The sequence below is a fragment of the Bordetella trematum genome, from assembly GCF_900078335.1.
Taxonomy (GTDB): Bacteria; Pseudomonadota; Gammaproteobacteria; order Burkholderiales; family Burkholderiaceae_B; genus Bordetella; species Bordetella trematum.
This window is the reverse complement of sequence record NZ_FKBR01000011.1, coordinates 358,109-372,517: the sequence shown is the minus strand read 5'-3', so window position 1 is coordinate 372,517 and position 14,409 is coordinate 358,109. Positions and strand designations below refer to the sequence as shown.

Sequence of the window (14,409 nt, the reverse complement as noted above, 5' to 3'; positions counted from 1 at the left end):
TGGGATCGGGCGGCCCGCAGGGCCCGGGCTGGCACGAGGATTATGATGATGGGGCACGCAGCGGGTTTGGGCGGCTTCTGCGTGCTTGCTCCCTGAGTGCCCGGACTGGATGTCGAGGAAAGCCGTGTCGTCTTTGATTTGCTGTCGTTGGCCTGGCGCGCCGGGCCGGGTGGCTGCATGAGTGCCCATGCCTTGAGCGCGCCCACGCGCATGTCGTGGTCGGATGGTTTGTGCATCGCGGGCGTAGTGATCATCTGGGGGCTGAACTTCGTGGTCATGAAATGGGGCCTGCGCGGCTTGAGCCCCATGTTGCTGGGGGCGCTGCGCTTCACCGTGGCTTCCCTGCCCTTTTTGCTGTTCGTGCGCCGGCCGGCGGTGTCGTGGAAGTATGTCGTCGCCTATGGGCTGGTGCAGGGGATCGGCCAGTTCGGCCTGTTGTTCACGGCCCTGGCTTATGGCATGACGGCGGGGGTGGCTTCGGTGGTGATGCAGACACAGGCGCTGTTCACGCTGCTGCTGGCCGTCCCGTTGCTGGGCGAGCGCGGTGCGCCGGCGCAGTGGCTGGGCCTGGGCATCGCGGCCGCCGGCCTGGTCGCCATTGCTTCGGCGCATGGCGAGGGGCCCGGGCAGATGACGCTGGTGGGATTTCTGTTGACCCTGGGCGCGGCCTTCATGTGGGCGGTGTCCAATCTGGTGGTGCGGCTGGCCGGCAATACCGGCGCCAGGTACGACCCGCTGGCCTTCATTGTCTGGAGCAGCGCGGTCAGCCTGCCGCCCTTCTATGGTCTGGCGGTGGCCGTGGATGGCGCCGATGCCACCGTGGCGGGCTTGTTGGGCATTGACTGGCAGGAGGGCCTGGCCGTGTTGTTTCTCGGCCTGCTGGCCACACTGCTGGCCTATACCCTGTGGACCCGCCTGTTGCAGCGCCATAGCGCCGGGCGGGTGTCGCCGTTTTCCTTGCTGGTGCCGGTGGTCGGGCTATGGGCGGCCGCTGTGGCTTTCGATGAGCGCCTGCAGCCGGTGCAGTGGCTGGGGGTGGCGGGGATCCTGCTGGGCCTGGCGACCAATCAGCTGGCGGTGCGCAGGCAGATGCGGCGCTATCGGCCCCAGGCGGCCCGGCGTTGAGGGCGGCGCCGGCAGGCGCAGAAAAAAGGCTGCCCCGCTATGCCGGCAGCCTTTTCTCATGGGGGCGCGATGCGCCCCCGGGTCGGGGTCAGGCCGCCAGGCGCTGACGCGTGGCCATGCGGTAGGCCAGCACCAGCGTGATGGTGATCACCATGATGACGATGGCCGTGCGGTTGATGGCGTCCCAGCCCAGCGTGGCCAGCATCTGGCCGGAGCCGAAGGAGGACAGGGCCACGCTGCCGAAGATGAGGAAGTCGTTCATCGACTGCGCCTTGCTGCGCTCGGGGCCCTGGAAACTATCGGCGATCATGGCGGTGGCGCCCAGGAAGCTGAGGTTCCAGCCCAGGCCCAGCAGGATCAGCGCCCCCCAGAAGTCATGCAGATCCAGCCCGCTGAGCGCGACCACGCTGGACAGCGCGATGAGCACCAGGCCGGTGATGATGATGGCCGGTTTGCCGAAGCGTGTGATCAGGCGGCCGGTGAAAAAGCTCGGGCCGAACATGGCCAGCACGTGCCACTGGATGCCGAGCGCAGCCTCGCCCACGGTATGGCCGCAGCCCACCATGGCCATCGGCGTGGCGGTCATGAGAAAGCTCATCGCGGCATACGACACCATGCCGACCACGGCAGGCACCAGAAAGGCCGAACTGCGGGCGATGTCACGCGCCGAGCGGGCCGGGCCGCCCGGTGGTGCGTGCGCTGCCGGCGCTGCCGCCGGGGCGTGGCCGCGCGGCAGAAGCATGAGCAGGGGAATGGCCAGCAGCGCCAGCGCTGCCTGGGCGTAGAAGCTGCCTGCAAAAGGCAGGCCGGGCAGGCTGTCGCGGGTCCAGATGACCAGCTGCGGGCCGATGATGGCTGCCGCCAGGCCGCCCACCATCACGCGTGAAATGGCCAGCGGACGCTGGCCTGCCGGCACGGCGTCGGCGGCTGCGAAGCGATAGCTCTGCACGCAGGCGCCATAGAAGCCGGCCAGCGCCGTTCCCACGCAGAACAGCAGGAAGCTGCTCTGCATGATGGCAATGGCTGCGATCAAGCCTGCCAGGCAGCCCAGCGTGGCGCCAGTCAGGTAGGCGCCGCGGCGGCTGTGCCTGCGCATCATCCAGGCCGCCGGCAGGGTGGACAGCGCCACTCCGAGATTGAACAGGCTGACCGGCAGGGTCGCCAGGCCGGGGTCGCTGGCCAGGGTCTGGCCCACGATACCGCCCAGCGAGATGATGATGGGCGGCGATGCGCCGCCCAGGGCCTGGGCCCCCATAAGAATGCCGATGTGACGCCGTTGTTGTGTCGCCTCTGTGGTGCTCACCGGGTTCTCCCGGCGCCGCGCGTGGCGCGTCCTGTGTGCTGCATGCTCCCGCTCCCTGAAACTGCCGGCGCCGGTATCCGCGCGTGGCGGGTCCGGTGCGATGGTGTTGTGGTGGTCTGCTGCGCTTATCTGCGCAGCAGACCGAAAGCATGCCCCAATGTCGGCCCGGCGTCGACTGTGAGCAGCTCAGACGCAACCGATGGCGTAGGCGGCCTTGAGCAACTGCGGAACGATTTCCTGTTCGAGGCGGGCGTCGGAGTACTCGCTGGCCGGGCCGGTGACGTTCAGGGCGGCGCGCGGCAGGCCGGGTTCGGCGCGCAGCAACACGGCCGCGCCGATCTGGTTGACCAGCACTTGATCGCGCGTAAGCGCGTAATTCTGCTGGCGCGCCTGGGCGATGATGCCCACCAGCGTCTCGGGGTCGGTGACGGTATGGCGGGTGTATGCCTCGATCGGGGCGCGGTTGATGTAGCGGCGTACGGTCTCGTCGTCGTAGGTCGACAGCAGCATGCGCCCGGCGCTGTTGCACCAGGGAGGCATGCGGCGCCCGGGCAGCATTTCGGCCAGCGTGAGCTGCAGGCTGGGCAGGCGCAACAGATAGATCATGTCGTCGCCGTCGAGCACGCTCATGTTCACCGCCAGCCCGCTGGATTCACGCAAGGCCACCAGATGGGGGGCGGCGCGCGACACCAATGGGTTGTCGCGCAGGAAAAAATAGCCCAGTTCGACCACGCGCGCGCCCAAGGCGTAGCGGCGGGTCTGCGGGTCCTTGACCAGATAGCCCAGCCGTTCCCAGCTGTAGGTGAAGCGTTGTACCGCGCTTTTTCCGAGGCCGGTCAGGCGGGCGAGCTCCGTCAGGCCCAGGGGAGAGCGGGCCTGCCGGAAGGCCTCCAGCACACGCATCGCCTTGCCGAGCGAGGCGATATAGAGCGGATCTCGAATGTCGTCGTCGGAGGTTGGCATGGCTGCGGGCGGCCGTGTTTTCCCGCATTGCTGAGGGCGGGATAGGCCGCGTATAAATATCGATCTACAGTACAAAGTATTGTATTCCGATAAACCAAGCGAAAGCAATAGTGCCCCTGTCCTTGTTCGCGGCGCTTTCTTGAAGGACCTCCCCCATGAGCTGGCAATCCTTGTGTGACCTGACCGCCGTGCAGATGCGCGCCGAAATCGCATCCGGGCAATTGAGTGCGCGGGAGCTGACCGAGGCGCACCTGCGGGCCATCGAGGCGCGCAACGCGGCGGTCAATGCCATCGTCACCCTGGATGCCGAGGCCGCCCTGAGGCAGGCCGCCGCCGCCGACCAGGCGCAGGCTGAGGGCCGGCCGCTGGGACTGCTGCACGGCCTGCCGGTGGCGCACAAGGACTGCTTCCTTACGGCTGGCATGCGAACGACCTGGGGCTCGCCGATACATCGCGATTTCGTGCCGACGCAAAGCAGCCTGCTGGTCAGCCGCCAGCATGAGGCCGGCGCGATCACGCTGGGCAAGACCAATATGCCGGAGTTCGGCGCCGGTTCGCAGACCTTCAACCCGGTTTTCGGCGCCACGCTCAATCCCTATGACCCGGCCCTGACCGCTGGCGGCAGCAGCGGCGGCGCGGCCGCCGCCCTGGCCGGGCGCATGCTGGCCTTGGCCGATGGTTCCGACATGGGTGGTTCGTTGCGCAATCCGGCCAGCTTCTGCAACGTGGTGGGATTGCGGCCGTCGCCCGGCCGGGTGCCGCAGTGGCCCAGCGCCGCCCCCTACAACACGCTCACGGTCAGCGGCCCCATGGGCCGCACCGTGGCCGACGTGGCGCTCTACCTGGCCGCGATGGCCGGCCCCGATGCGCGCGACCCCCTGAGCCTGGATCAGGACCCGGCGGTGTTCACGCAATCGCTTGACTGCGATCTGCGCGGTACGCGGCTGGCCTATGCGCCGACCTGGGGCGGCTTGCCGACCGAGGCGCGTGTGGTGCAGGCCATCGAGGCGCAACTGCCGGTGTTCGAGGCGCTGGGCTGCGAGGTCCGCGCCGATTGTCCCGATTTCAGTGGCGCCGACAGCGCCTTTCATGCCCTGCGCGGGCTGGCCTTTGCGATTGCCCAGGGCAAGACGCTGGAGAAGGACCGGGCCCGCCTGAAGGACACGGTGATCTGGAACATTGAGCTGGGCCTGCAGCAAAGCGGCGCGGCGCTGGCGCAAGCCGAGCGCGATCGCACGGCGCTGTTTGCCCGCATGCATGCCTTCATGCAGCAGTACGACTTTCTGATCGGTCCGGTCAGTCAGGTGGCGCCGTTTCCGGCCGTGCAGCCCTACGTCGAGGAAATCGAGGGGGTGCCCATGCAGAACTACATCGACTGGATGCGCTCGGGCTATTACCTCTCCCTGACCGGTCATCCGGCGATTTCCGTGCCTTGCGGCTTTACCGCCGAGGGGCTGCCGGTGGGGATCCAGATCGTGGGCCGCTACCGCGACGAGCTGGGTCTGCTGCGCCTGGCGCATGCCTTCGAGCAGGCCACCCAATTCTGGCGCCAGACGCCTTCCTTTGCGGCGGACGCCTGACATCGGTCCGTCATTTCAAGAACGACAACGCCATCAAGCGCACAAGGAAATTCTGATGTTCAAGAGCCGTATCAAACACATGCTGGTCGTGGCCCTGGGCGGGCTGGCGATGGTGTCCGGCGCCGGCGCGGCGCAGGCAGACTGGCCGAGCAAGCCCATCACCCTGGTCGTGCCTTTCCCGCCGGGCGGCTCTACCGACGTGCTGGCGCGTCTGTTCGCCTCCAGGCTGGGAGAGCGCCTCGGGCAGCCCATGGTGATCGAGAACCGCCCAGGCGCCAACACCGGTATCGGCGCGGCGGCGGTGGCGCGCGCGCCTGCCGACGGCTACACGATGATGATCACGGGCGCGCCCACTTTCACCACCAATGCGCTGCTCTATCCCAACCTGGGCTATGACCCGGTCAAGGGCTACGAGTACGTAGCAATCGCCGGCTCGTCGCCGTTTGTCATCCTGACCAATACGCAAAGCGGGCTGGATACGGTCAAGGACATCGCCGCCAAGTCGGCCGCCGAGCCCTTGAGCTTCGGCTCTTTCGGCACGGCTTCCACGCCGCATCTGGCCGGTGAGTTCCTGGCCCAGCGTACGGGAGCCAAGCTGCTGCATGTGCCCTATCGCGGCAGCGCTCCGGCCATGACGGATCTGATCGGCAATCAGATCCCGCTGTCCATCGATACGCTGGTGGCTGCTGTGCCGCAGGCGCGTGCCGGCAAGGTCAAGGCGCTCGCGCTGACCGGCGCACAGCGCTCGGCGCTGCTGCCGGATACGCCCACGGTGATGGAGTCGGGCGTACCGGAGTTCGATTTCACGACCTGGTTCGGCATAGCCGTTCCCAAGGGCACGCCGGCGCCCGTCGTACAGCGGCTGGCCAAAGAGGTTCAGGGCATGCTGGCTGAGCCCGACCTGCAGAAGCAGATGCGCGAACTCGGTTTTGAGCCGGAGTTCGGCGACGCCCAGGCCTTTCGCGAGCGGGTGCAGAGCGAAACCGAGCGCAACGCGGGCGTGATCCGCGCCGCCGGCATCAAGGTGGAGTGATCCGTGGGCGCGGCTCAGTTCTGGGCGAAGTGCTTATAACGCTTGTCGGTATGCTCGCGGCGAGATTCCAGCTCGCTGACCTGGGCAGCCGGCGGGCCGCGCCGCATCCATTCCAGCATCAGGTCGACCTGGTCGGCCGTGCCTTGCACCATGGCCTGCACCGTGCCGTCTTCCATGTTCTGGACCCAGCCGGTCACCCCAACCATGTGCGCACGGCGCACGGTGGCGTGGCGGTAGCCCACGCCTTGCACTTTGCCGTGCACGGTGATGAATACGGTTTCGATATGGGCTTCTGACATGGGGGCTCTCTGCGTGTTGTCCTGCCGGCCCGAACGCGGCCCGCAGCGTGGATTATGGGCCGGGAAAGGCGGATCGCGCCAGGCGGCGGGCGTATACTTTGCTCGCCCGGGAGTGTCCCGGCAACGTCAGGCGGTGCGCGCAAGCCGCAATTTTCTCTTGGACGATGAGCCAGAATCTCTCCACGATCACGTGCATTGAAGATTTGCGTGTGATCGCGCAGCGGCGCGTGCCGCGCATGTTCTATGACTACGCGGACTCGGGCGCCTGGACCGAAGGCACCTACCGGGCCAACGAAAGCGAGTTCCAGAAGATCAAGCTGCGTCAGCGAGTGGCGGTCGACATGGAAGGCCGCTCGCTGGCGACCACCATGGTGGGCCAGGAGGTCAAGATGCCGGTGGCGATCGCGCCGACCGGGCTGACCGGCATGCAGCATGCCGACGGCGAGATGCTCGCCGCCCAGGCCGCCGCCGAGTTCGGCGTGCCTTTCACGCTGTCGACCATGAGCATCTGCTCCATCGAGGACGTGGCGCAAGCCAGCTCCAAACCGTTCTGGTTCCAGCTGTACGTGATGCGCGATCGCGAGTTCGTCGCCAACCTGATCGACCGCGCCAAGGCGGCGAAGTGTTCGGCGCTCGTGCTTACGCTGGATCTGCAGATCCTCGGGCAGCGTCACAAAGACATCAAGAACGGCCTGTCGGCGCCCCCGCGCCCGACGCTGCGCAACTTGTTCAACCTGGCCTTCAAGCCGCGCTGGTGCATGGGCATGCTGGGAACCAAGCGACGCACCTTCGGCAATATCGTCGGCCATGCCAAGGGCGTGACCGATCTGTCGTCACTGTCGTCCTGGACTGCCGAGCAGTTCGACCCGCGCCTGAACTGGGACGATGTGGCCTGGATCAAGGAACGCTGGGGCGGCAAGCTGATCCTCAAGGGGGTGCTGGACGCCGAAGACGCGCGCATGGCCGCGGCCACCGGCGCCGACGCCCTGATCGTCAGTAACCACGGCGGACGCCAGCTCGATGGCGCGTTGTCGACCATCGAAGTACTGCCTTCCATCGTCGATGCCGTGGGCGCGCAGACCGAGGTCTGGCTCGACAGCGGCATCCGCTCGGGCCAGGACGTGCTCAAGTCGGTGGCCCTGGGCGCGCGCGGCACCATGATCGGCCGTGCTTTCCTGTACGGCCTGGGCGCCTATGGCAAGGCGGGCGTGACGCGCGCGCTGGAGATTCTCTACAAGGAGGCCGACGTCACGATGGCGTTGTGCGGCCGCAAGAATCTGGCTCAGATCGATCACACCATCCTGGTGCCGGGAACCTACCCAACCTGAGGCCTGAAAAGCGCAAAATCTGCAAACCCGGCTGCTCTAAGCTGGCGTTCAGGAGTCGCGCATGAAGCCTTCCACCCAAGCCCGGTATGCCTTGCGGCTCGACCGGGTGCTGCGCTGGCTGGCCGATCATCCGGATCGGACACCGGATCTTCACCAGCTGGCCGGGCTGGCCTGTCTGTCACCCTATCACTTTCACCGCGTGTATCGCGCCTTGGTGGGAGAGACATTGGGCGAGACGGCCCAGCGCATGCGGCTGCAGCGCGCCGCGCGTGCCTTGAGCACGGGCCAGGATGATCTGGCCCGTGTGGCGCGCCAGGCGGGCTACCAGTCGGCAGCGGCCTTCAGCCGGGCCTTTGGCCTGAGCTATGGGTTGCCGCCAGGGCGGTACCGGCAGCAGCGGCTCCTGCAACGCGCCAACAAGGAGCCATTCATGTATACCGTTCATCTGCAAGCCTTCGAGGGCCTGCGCCTGGCCACCCTGGAACACCGGGGAGACTATCAACACATCGGCTCCACCTTCGAGCGTCTGGGCATGTTGGCCATGAGCCAGGGCCTGGTGCGCAGCCCGACCGACGCCGGCCCCTGGATCGGGGTTTATTACGACGATCCGCGCCAGGTGGCACGCGATCACCTGCGCGCACATGCGGGGGTGGCCATCGCAGCCCAGGTGGTGCCGGCCGCCCCCCTGCACGCCCTCCAGGTTCCGGCCATGCCCTGCGCGGTGCTCGACTATGTGGGCCCCTACACGGAGATCGACGCCGCCTATGACTGGCTGTTTTCGGTCTGGCTGCCCGACAGCGGCAAGGAGCCGGGCGATTTTCCGGCCTTCGAGGAATACGTCAACGATCCCAAGACCACGCCGGCCGCCGAGTTGCATACCCGCATCTATCTGCCGCTGAGCGACTGAAACGTCGGCCCGGGCCCGGCGGCGCAGGTCCAGGCGCGCAAGGAAGGCTGTCTTTCGCGGTGACTCGCCCTAAACTGTCGGACGCATGCCTGCGCCCGTGGAGGGGCGTGACAGGCGAACGATTTCAACGCATCGAGGAGGACAGCATGCGGATTCTGGTTTTGGGCGCGGGCGGGACGGGCGGATACTTCGGGGGGCGGGCGTTTCAGGCGGGCGCCGATGTCAGTTTCCTGTTGCGCCCGGCGCGGGCGCAGGCCTTGCGCGAACAGGGACTGCGCATCCGCAGCCCGCGTGGCGACGCGACGCTGCACCCGACCATCGTGACGGCCGATCAGCTCGAGGGTTCCTATGATCTGGTGCTGCTGAGCTGCAAGGCCTACGACCTGGATAGCGCCATCGAGGCGATCATGCCGGCCGTGGGCAGCCAGACCGCAGTGTTGCCCATCATGAACGGCGTGCTGCAATACGATGTGCTGGATCGCGTCTTCGGTGCACAGCGCGTGCTGGGCGGGTTGTGCCAGATCAATGCCAGCCTGGGCACGCAGGGAGAGGTTCTCCATCTGGGGCCTGCGGCCAGCCTGATCTTCGGCGAGCGCACCGGCCTGCCGCGCAGCGAGCGTTGCGTGGCCCTGGAAGCCGTGCTGTCCGACGCCGCGTTCTCCAGCCGCCTGAGCGAACAGATCTACCAGGACATCTGGGAAAAGTTCGTGTTCCTGAGTTCGCTGGCCGCCGCGACTTGCCTGATGCGGGGCCCGGTCGGCAAGATCTGCGCCACCGCCGATGGCGTGGATTTCATGCATGATCTGCTGCGCGAGGCCCAGCGCGTGGCCGCCGCCAGTGGCTATGCCGTGCGCCCCGAGGCCGACGCGCTGGCGGTCAAGGTGCTGACCGACCCGGCCCAGCCCATGACAGCATCGATGTTCCGCGATCTGCGCCAGGGGTTGCGGGTGGAGGCCGATCATATCGTGGGCGACATGGCGCGACGCGGCGCCGCCCTGGGCGTTGCCACCCCGCTGATGCGTCTGGCCTACACGAATCTGCAGGTCTACCAGGCCACACGCGAAGACGCCTGAACCGGTCAGCCCCGGTCGGCAGGCGGCGCGTGTGCGCCGGCCTGTCCGACCGACCGTTGTTTTGTGCCGAATCCCCGCCGGAATTTCGGCCCTTTCCCGTACACTGGCCTGCCTGGAAAGCGACGCGGACGGGACAGCATATGTTCAAGGCATGGGGTCGGATCTGGTTGGCATGCGCCTGCATGCTGGTGGCTTGCGCTGCGCAGGCGCAGAGCAGCGCGCAGAACAAGGCGCTGGTACTGGATTTCTTCCGTCTCCTGTTCCAGGAGCACCGGGTGCAGGAGGCGATGCAGCGCTACGTGGGCACGCCTTTCGTGCAGCACAATCCCTATCTGGAGGCAGGCCCCGCTCCCCTGGCGGACCTCCTCGAACAGTATTTTTCCCAGCATCCGCAGGCCAGCGCCGATATCCGGCGCGTGGTGGCCGAAGGGGACCTGGTGGTGGTGCACAGCCACTGGAAAGAAAGCCCCGAAGACCGGGGCCAGTCCGTGATCGACATCTTCCGGGTGGCGGATGGAAAAATCGCCGAGTACTGGAACGTCAGTCAGGACATTCCCGAGAATCCCGCCAATGCCACTGGCATGTTCTGAAACCAGGCTTATGCATGCAACGAATCTATCTTGCCGGCTTTGATGTGTTCCGCGCCGATGCGCAGGCCCATGGCCAATACCTGAAGGCCTTGTGCCGCGAGTTTGGCTACGAGGGGCTTTACCCGCTGGACCAATCGGTGCCGCCGGGCCTGTCGCCGCGCGCCGGGGCCGACTGGATCTACCGCCAGAATGTGGCGCTGATCCGCCGCGCCGATCTGGTGATGGCCAACCTGAATGCCTTTCGCGGCGCCGAGCCCGATTCTGGCACGGCCTTTGAAGTGGGGTATGCCGTGGCGTTGGGCAAGCCTGTGTGGGCGTACATCAATGACGCCCGCTCCCTGGTCGAGCAGGTGCCGGCGCAGCGTGCGCCCGATGGACGCCTGGTCGATCCCGAGGGTTACACCATCGAGAACTTCGATCTGCCGCTGAATCTGATGCTGGCTTGCGGTGCGCGTTGGGTGCAGGGGGATGCGCGTGCCTGCCTGCGCCAGTTGTCGCAGGCAGGCTAGACCGCGCAGGCCGCCTCAGGCGGCCAGGCTTTCGGCCTGCGCCTGCTGCAGGCGCAGGTGGTCTGCCAGCTCGGCAATGGTCAGGGCCACCAGGCCCTGGGCGGCGGCGTAGCGCTCCAGTGCGGCGCCGCGCATCATGGTGCCGTCGCCATTCATCAGTTCGCACAGCACGCCGGCCGGACGCAGGCCCGCCAGGCGGGCCAGATCCACCGAGCCTTCGGTGTGGCCGCGGCGGGTCAACACGCCGCCAGGCTGCGCACGCAGGGGGAAAACGTGGCCGGGGCTGACCACGTCGCCGGCTTTCGCATCGGGCGCGATGGCTGCGCGGATGGTGGTCACGCGATCCAGGGCCGACACGCCGGTGCTTACCCCGCTGGCCGCCTCGATCGACACCGTGAAGGCTGTGGCATAGCGGCTCTGGTTGTGCGGCACCATGGGCGCGAGGGCGAGCGCATCGAGGCTTTCGCCGGGCAGACACAGGCAGACGATGCCGCTGCCGTCGCGGATGAGTTGAGCCATTACCGGTACCGTCAGACGGTCGGCGGCGACGATCAGATCGGCTTCGTTTTCGCGGTCGAAGTCGTCCATCAGAATGATGGGGCGGCCCAGCCTGAGTTGATGGAGCGCGCGATCCAGCCGTTGGGCAAAGGGTTGCGCAAACAGGGGGGAAATCACTTGCGTGGTAGAGGACATTGAAACGCTCTCGCAGAAAGTCATGGGCGAAAAACGTTTCAGGGCTAGGACAGCCAAACGCAAGACCGCCTGGGCGGTAAAAAGGCCCAAGCGGACTGTGCCGGCACATCTTCTTTCATCCGGACTGTGACCGTCGGCTCTGGCGTCGCACCAGATCTGCTGACCCCGGCTTTCGCCGGGCGCTCGCGGGCTCGCCGCATTGCGCGGCATACCGCCGGTGGGGAATCGCACCCCGCCCTGAAGACGTACTGCTTGCCGTGTTGGTACACGACTGCAGGCATTGTACGCCTCGTCTGAGGGCGGCGCGCCAATACCCCCTGCGCGCAAAGGGTGTGGATTGTCCCCAGCCGAGGGAGAGTGAATTCCATTTTTGCCCATTGCTCCGCGCTCTTGTCGTGCCTATCGTCGGTCACGTTGCGATGCGGTTTACAGGATAGGAATGTCAAAGGAAAAAGAGACCGTGCTGGTGGTCGGAGCGACGGGCCGCTTCGGTTCGCTGGCCGTGCCGGTGCTGGCCGGTGAGGGATTGCGCGTGCGGGTGTTGGTGCGCAGCACTGCCAAAGCGAAAGCTGCCTTGAAGGCCGGCGCCCACGAGGTGGTGCATGGTGATCTGCGCGATGCGGCGAGCCTGGCCGCCGGCGCGGCCGGTGGGTCCGGGGTCTACTACATGAGCCCGGCCCTGGCAGAGGGCCAGGCCGAGCTTGGCCTGGGTCTGTTGCGGGCCGCGCAACGGGCCGGGGTGCGACGCTTCGTATTTTCCTCGTCGATCCGGGCGCTGGACGACCCTGCGGCCAAGCGCGCCGTCGAAAGCGCGCTTTATGAGTCGGGCTTGCAGTACACCCTCTTGCGGCCGGCCTCCTTCATGCAGAATCTGCTCGATCTGTGGCCGGCCGTCAGGCGCAGTGGTGTACTGGCTGCGCCTTTCGACCCGTTGGCGCGTATCGCACGGGTGGATTACCGCGATGTGGCCGAGGTGGCCGCTATTGCGTTGGGCAGCGATCGCCTGGCGCACGCTTCGCTCGAACTCTGCGCGCCGGGCGCGTACAACCGTCATGAGGTCGCGGCGCTGATGAGCCAGTTCCTGGGGCGTCCGGTGTATGCCGGGCAGCAGGACGCGGCCGCCTGGGCGGCGCAGGCCGGCCTGCCTTATGACGCGCGCCAGCTGGCGCAGGCGCAGCGGGCATTCGACTATCTGGGCCGTCAGGGCCTGCCGGGCAATGCGCTGGCCTTGCGCGCGGTGCTGGGACGGGAGCCGCGCAGCCTGGGCGATTTCATTGCCGAGATGGCGGGCGTGGGCAAGGCGCCCCGACGCCGGGGCGCGGCCACACGCGGCTCGCGCGTGCGCGGGCCGTCGCTGGCGTGCTGGGGCGACGTATCCTGAAGCGTCAGCCGGCGTTGTCCCCGGCGGGGTCGGGCTCGGCGGCGCGCCGGGCTTTTTTCTTGGGCAGCGCGAGCATCGTGCCCCGGCATTGTTGCGTGGCGCACAGGCAGCGGTAGCCGTCCTTGAGCGCCTTGGTGATCTTGCCGTCGAGCACCAGGCCGTAGTCGTAGACCAGCTCTTCGCCGCGCGCGATGTCGCGCAGCGCCACGATATAGACACGCTTGCCGTGACGGCCTTCCTGCGCTTCGCAATTGGGCGTGCAGGAGTGGTTGATCCAGCGCGCGTCATTGCCTTCATCGCCGCCGTCGATGACCTTGCCCGAGCTCAGCGCGAAGAAGAACGTGTGGAAGGGATCATCGGGATTGGTGGGGTGACGCCGATCGGCTTCGGCCGCGCTGATGCGCTTGCCGCCATATTCGATGATGCGGGTCCCCGCCGGAATCTTGCGCGTGGCGAAGACGCCGGTGCCATGCAGTTTGGAGCGGCGTACGGCATGCCAGGGCTTGGGGGTCTCGGGGGTTTCAGTGGTCATGGGCGGGGTGGCAGGCGGCAAAGGGCGTGCGGGCAAGGGCGCACGGGCGCGAGCCATTATATCGGCGCGCCTGCCGGCCGCACGGCCCGGGCGTGCGCATGGCATCCGGCGTATAGTTGGGCGCGATGTCCCGTTCCCGATACGCCTGTCCATGATTGTCCGTCCCCGTCCGTCTGCCCTGGCCCTGTTGTTCATTCTGCGCGGCTCCATCATTCCGCATATTGCGGGCAAGCTTGGATTCATCGTTGCCATCGCCTTTGTGGTGGCAGGCCTGTATGCCGGCGGGCATTTCTCGCCGGGTCATCTGGGGGCGGTGCCGTTCTCGCTGTTCGGGCTGGCGCTGTCGGTGTTTCTCGGCTTTCGCAACAACGTCTGCTATGACCGGTGGTGGGAGGCGCGCAAGCAATGGGGCGAGCTCACCATGCAATTGCGCGCGCTCTCGCGCGAGACGCAGGTGCTGTGGAATGCGGAAAGGCCGGTACAGGATCCGGCGGTGCGGCGTCAGGTGCAGCGCCTGATCGCCCTGCCCCATGCCCTGACCGCGCGTCTGCGTGATCAGGACGGCGAGGCGGCCATCGCCCCCTGGCTGGGTGAAGACGACATGAAAGTCCTGCGAGGGCGGATGAACCTGCCCGAGGCGCTGCTGATGCTGCTGAACCGGGACTTCCGCGCCGGCCAGCAGGCCGGGCGCTTTACCGAGGTGGTCTATCAGGGTCTGATGCAGCGGCTGGGCGCCTGCGCCGACGTGCAGGCGGCCTGCGAACGCATCAAGCACACGCCCACACCCTTTGCCTATTCCCTGCTGCTGCATCGCACGGCATGGATCTTTTGTCTGCTGCTGCCCTTCGGGCTGGTGGGAACGCTGGGCCTGCTCACGCCGCTGGCGGTGGCCATCATCGCCTACACCTTCTTCGGCCTGGACGCCCTGGGCGATGAACTGGAGGAACCTTTCGGCCTGGCCGATAACGATCTGCCGCTCTATGCGCTGTCGCGCGATGTGGCCATCGATCTGCTCGAAGGGCTGGGCCAGCGCGAGTTGCCCGAGCCTCTGAGCGCGCGCGCCTACCGGCTGGACTAGGCGCTGTGCACCTGC

15 protein-coding genes and 1 riboswitch are annotated in these 14,409 nt (G+C 67.0%); of the genes, 10 read left to right on the top strand and 5 right to left on the bottom strand.

Going from position 1 to position 14,409, the window contains the following annotated elements; genetic code table 11:
- Positions 1-210: 210 nt before the first annotated feature.
- Positions 211-1,125 carry an EamA family transporter gene (locus tag A7V84_RS05900; protein ID WP_231886699.1) on the top strand — a complete coding sequence of 305 codons (915 nt, stop codon included), beginning with the start codon at positions 211-213 and terminating at the stop codon, positions 1,123-1,125.
- A gap of 88 nt (positions 1,126-1,213) precedes the next feature.
- Here A7V84_RS05900 and A7V84_RS05895 read toward each other — a convergent pair whose 3' ends face one another.
- Both A7V84_RS05895 and A7V84_RS05890 read right to left on the bottom strand, forming a co-directional pair.
- Positions 1,214-2,428: an MFS transporter gene (locus A7V84_RS05895; protein WP_412778648.1), complete on the bottom strand. Its 1,215-nt coding sequence runs from the start codon at positions 2,426-2,428 to the stop codon at positions 1,214-1,216.
- A gap of 186 nt (positions 2,429-2,614) precedes the next feature.
- On the bottom strand, positions 2,615-3,391 hold the full coding sequence (locus tag A7V84_RS05890; RefSeq protein ID WP_025514904.1) for an IclR family transcriptional regulator: 777 nt from the start codon (positions 3,389-3,391) through the stop codon (positions 2,615-2,617).
- A gap of 155 nt (positions 3,392-3,546) precedes the next feature.
- Here A7V84_RS05890 and A7V84_RS05885 point away from each other — a divergent pair, with 155 nt between their 5' ends.
- Positions 3,547-4,971, top strand: a complete 1,425-nt coding sequence (locus A7V84_RS05885) for an amidase (protein WP_033534302.1) — start codon at positions 3,547-3,549, stop codon at positions 4,969-4,971.
- A 55-nt stretch (positions 4,972-5,026) separates the two neighbouring features.
- Complete coding sequence (locus A7V84_RS05880) at positions 5,027-6,004, top strand: Bug family tripartite tricarboxylate transporter substrate binding protein (RefSeq protein WP_033534303.1); 978 nt, start codon at positions 5,027-5,029, stop codon at positions 6,002-6,004.
- A gap of 14 nt (positions 6,005-6,018) precedes the next feature.
- Here A7V84_RS05880 and A7V84_RS05875 read toward each other — a convergent pair whose 3' ends face one another.
- Entirely contained in the window at positions 6,019-6,303 is a 285-nt protein-coding gene (locus A7V84_RS05875) for an acylphosphatase (protein ID WP_025514907.1), read from the bottom strand.
- A gap of 164 nt (positions 6,304-6,467) precedes the next feature.
- On the opposite strand from A7V84_RS05875, the gene A7V84_RS05870 reads away from it, so the two are divergent.
- The 5 genes from A7V84_RS05870 to A7V84_RS05850 all read left to right on the top strand — a co-directional run bounded on the left by A7V84_RS05870 (position 6,468) and on the right by A7V84_RS05850 (position 10,710).
- Positions 6,468-7,631 carry an alpha-hydroxy acid oxidase gene (locus tag A7V84_RS05870; protein WP_025514908.1) on the top strand — a complete coding sequence of 388 codons (1,164 nt, stop codon included), beginning with the start codon at positions 6,468-6,470 and terminating at the stop codon, positions 7,629-7,631.
- Between the two features lie 61 nt (positions 7,632-7,692).
- Complete coding sequence (locus A7V84_RS05865; RefSeq protein WP_063491683.1) at positions 7,693-8,538, top strand: AraC family transcriptional regulator; 846 nt, start codon at positions 7,693-7,695, stop codon at positions 8,536-8,538.
- 146 nt (positions 8,539-8,684) lie between these two features.
- The gene (gene panE, locus A7V84_RS05860) at positions 8,685-9,611 is read left to right on the top strand and encodes a 2-dehydropantoate 2-reductase (RefSeq protein WP_025514910.1); all 927 of its coding nucleotides are present in this window, start codon (positions 8,685-8,687) and stop codon (positions 9,609-9,611) included.
- Positions 9,612-9,751: 140 nt separating this feature from the next.
- Entirely contained in the window at positions 9,752-10,201 is a 450-nt protein-coding gene (locus A7V84_RS05855; RefSeq protein WP_025514911.1) for a nuclear transport factor 2 family protein, read from the top strand.
- Between the two features lie 14 nt (positions 10,202-10,215).
- Positions 10,216-10,710, top strand: coding sequence for a nucleoside 2-deoxyribosyltransferase (locus A7V84_RS05850; protein WP_025514912.1), 495 nt, complete (start codon positions 10,216-10,218; stop codon positions 10,708-10,710).
- Positions 10,711-10,725: 15 nt separating this feature from the next.
- On the opposite strand, the gene ribB is transcribed toward A7V84_RS05850, so the two are convergent.
- A complete protein-coding gene (gene ribB, locus A7V84_RS05845) occupies positions 10,726-11,403 on the bottom strand; it encodes a 3,4-dihydroxy-2-butanone-4-phosphate synthase (protein ID WP_025514913.1) in 678 nt (225 codons plus the stop codon).
- A gap of 103 nt (positions 11,404-11,506) precedes the next feature.
- Positions 11,507-11,652: riboswitch (FMN riboswitch) on the bottom strand.
- Positions 11,653-11,842: 190 nt separating this feature from the next.
- On the opposite strand from ribB, the gene A7V84_RS05840 reads away from it, so the two are divergent.
- A complete protein-coding gene (locus tag A7V84_RS05840) occupies positions 11,843-12,784 on the top strand; it encodes an SDR family oxidoreductase (protein WP_063491682.1) in 942 nt (313 codons plus the stop codon).
- 4 nt (positions 12,785-12,788) lie between these two features.
- On the opposite strand, the gene A7V84_RS05835 is transcribed toward A7V84_RS05840, so the two are convergent.
- A complete protein-coding gene (locus A7V84_RS05835) occupies positions 12,789-13,316 on the bottom strand; it encodes an SET domain-containing protein (RefSeq protein WP_025514915.1) in 528 nt (175 codons plus the stop codon).
- A gap of 151 nt (positions 13,317-13,467) precedes the next feature.
- On the opposite strand from A7V84_RS05835, the gene A7V84_RS05830 reads away from it, so the two are divergent.
- Positions 13,468-14,394, top strand: coding sequence for a bestrophin family protein (locus tag A7V84_RS05830; RefSeq protein WP_025514916.1), 927 nt, complete (start codon positions 13,468-13,470; stop codon positions 14,392-14,394).
- Positions 14,395-14,409: the final 15 nt, after the last annotated feature.

What these genes read in the sequence shown, in the direction of transcription:
- A7V84_RS05900 (WP_231886699.1), top strand. Translation starts at nt 211, where the DNA reads ATGTCGTGGTCGGATGGTTTGTGCATCGCGGGCGTAGTGATCATCTGG.
- A7V84_RS05890 (WP_025514904.1), bottom strand. Translation starts at nt 3,391, where the DNA reads ATGCCAACCTCCGACGACGACATTCGAGATCCGCTCTATATCGCCTCG.
- A7V84_RS05885 (WP_033534302.1), top strand. Translation starts at nt 3,547, where the DNA reads ATGAGCTGGCAATCCTTGTGTGACCTGACCGCCGTGCAGATGCGCGCC.
- A7V84_RS05880 (WP_033534303.1), top strand. Translation starts at nt 5,027, where the DNA reads ATGTTCAAGAGCCGTATCAAACACATGCTGGTCGTGGCCCTGGGCGGG.
- A7V84_RS05875 (WP_025514907.1), bottom strand. Translation starts at nt 6,303, where the DNA reads ATGTCAGAAGCCCATATCGAAACCGTATTCATCACCGTGCACGGCAAA.
- A7V84_RS05870 (WP_025514908.1), top strand. Translation starts at nt 6,468, where the DNA reads ATGAGCCAGAATCTCTCCACGATCACGTGCATTGAAGATTTGCGTGTG.
- A7V84_RS05865 (WP_063491683.1), top strand. Translation starts at nt 7,693, where the DNA reads ATGAAGCCTTCCACCCAAGCCCGGTATGCCTTGCGGCTCGACCGGGTG.
- panE (WP_025514910.1), top strand. Translation starts at nt 8,685, where the DNA reads ATGCGGATTCTGGTTTTGGGCGCGGGCGGGACGGGCGGATACTTCGGG.
- A7V84_RS05855 (WP_025514911.1), top strand. Translation starts at nt 9,752, where the DNA reads ATGTTCAAGGCATGGGGTCGGATCTGGTTGGCATGCGCCTGCATGCTG.
- A7V84_RS05850 (WP_025514912.1), top strand. Translation starts at nt 10,216, where the DNA reads ATGCAACGAATCTATCTTGCCGGCTTTGATGTGTTCCGCGCCGATGCG.
- ribB (WP_025514913.1), bottom strand. Translation starts at nt 11,403, where the DNA reads ATGTCCTCTACCACGCAAGTGATTTCCCCCCTGTTTGCGCAACCCTTT.
- A7V84_RS05840 (WP_063491682.1), top strand. Translation starts at nt 11,843, where the DNA reads ATGTCAAAGGAAAAAGAGACCGTGCTGGTGGTCGGAGCGACGGGCCGC.
- A7V84_RS05835 (WP_025514915.1), bottom strand. Translation starts at nt 13,316, where the DNA reads ATGACCACTGAAACCCCCGAGACCCCCAAGCCCTGGCATGCCGTACGC.
- A7V84_RS05830 (WP_025514916.1), top strand. Translation starts at nt 13,468, where the DNA reads ATGATTGTCCGTCCCCGTCCGTCTGCCCTGGCCCTGTTGTTCATTCTG.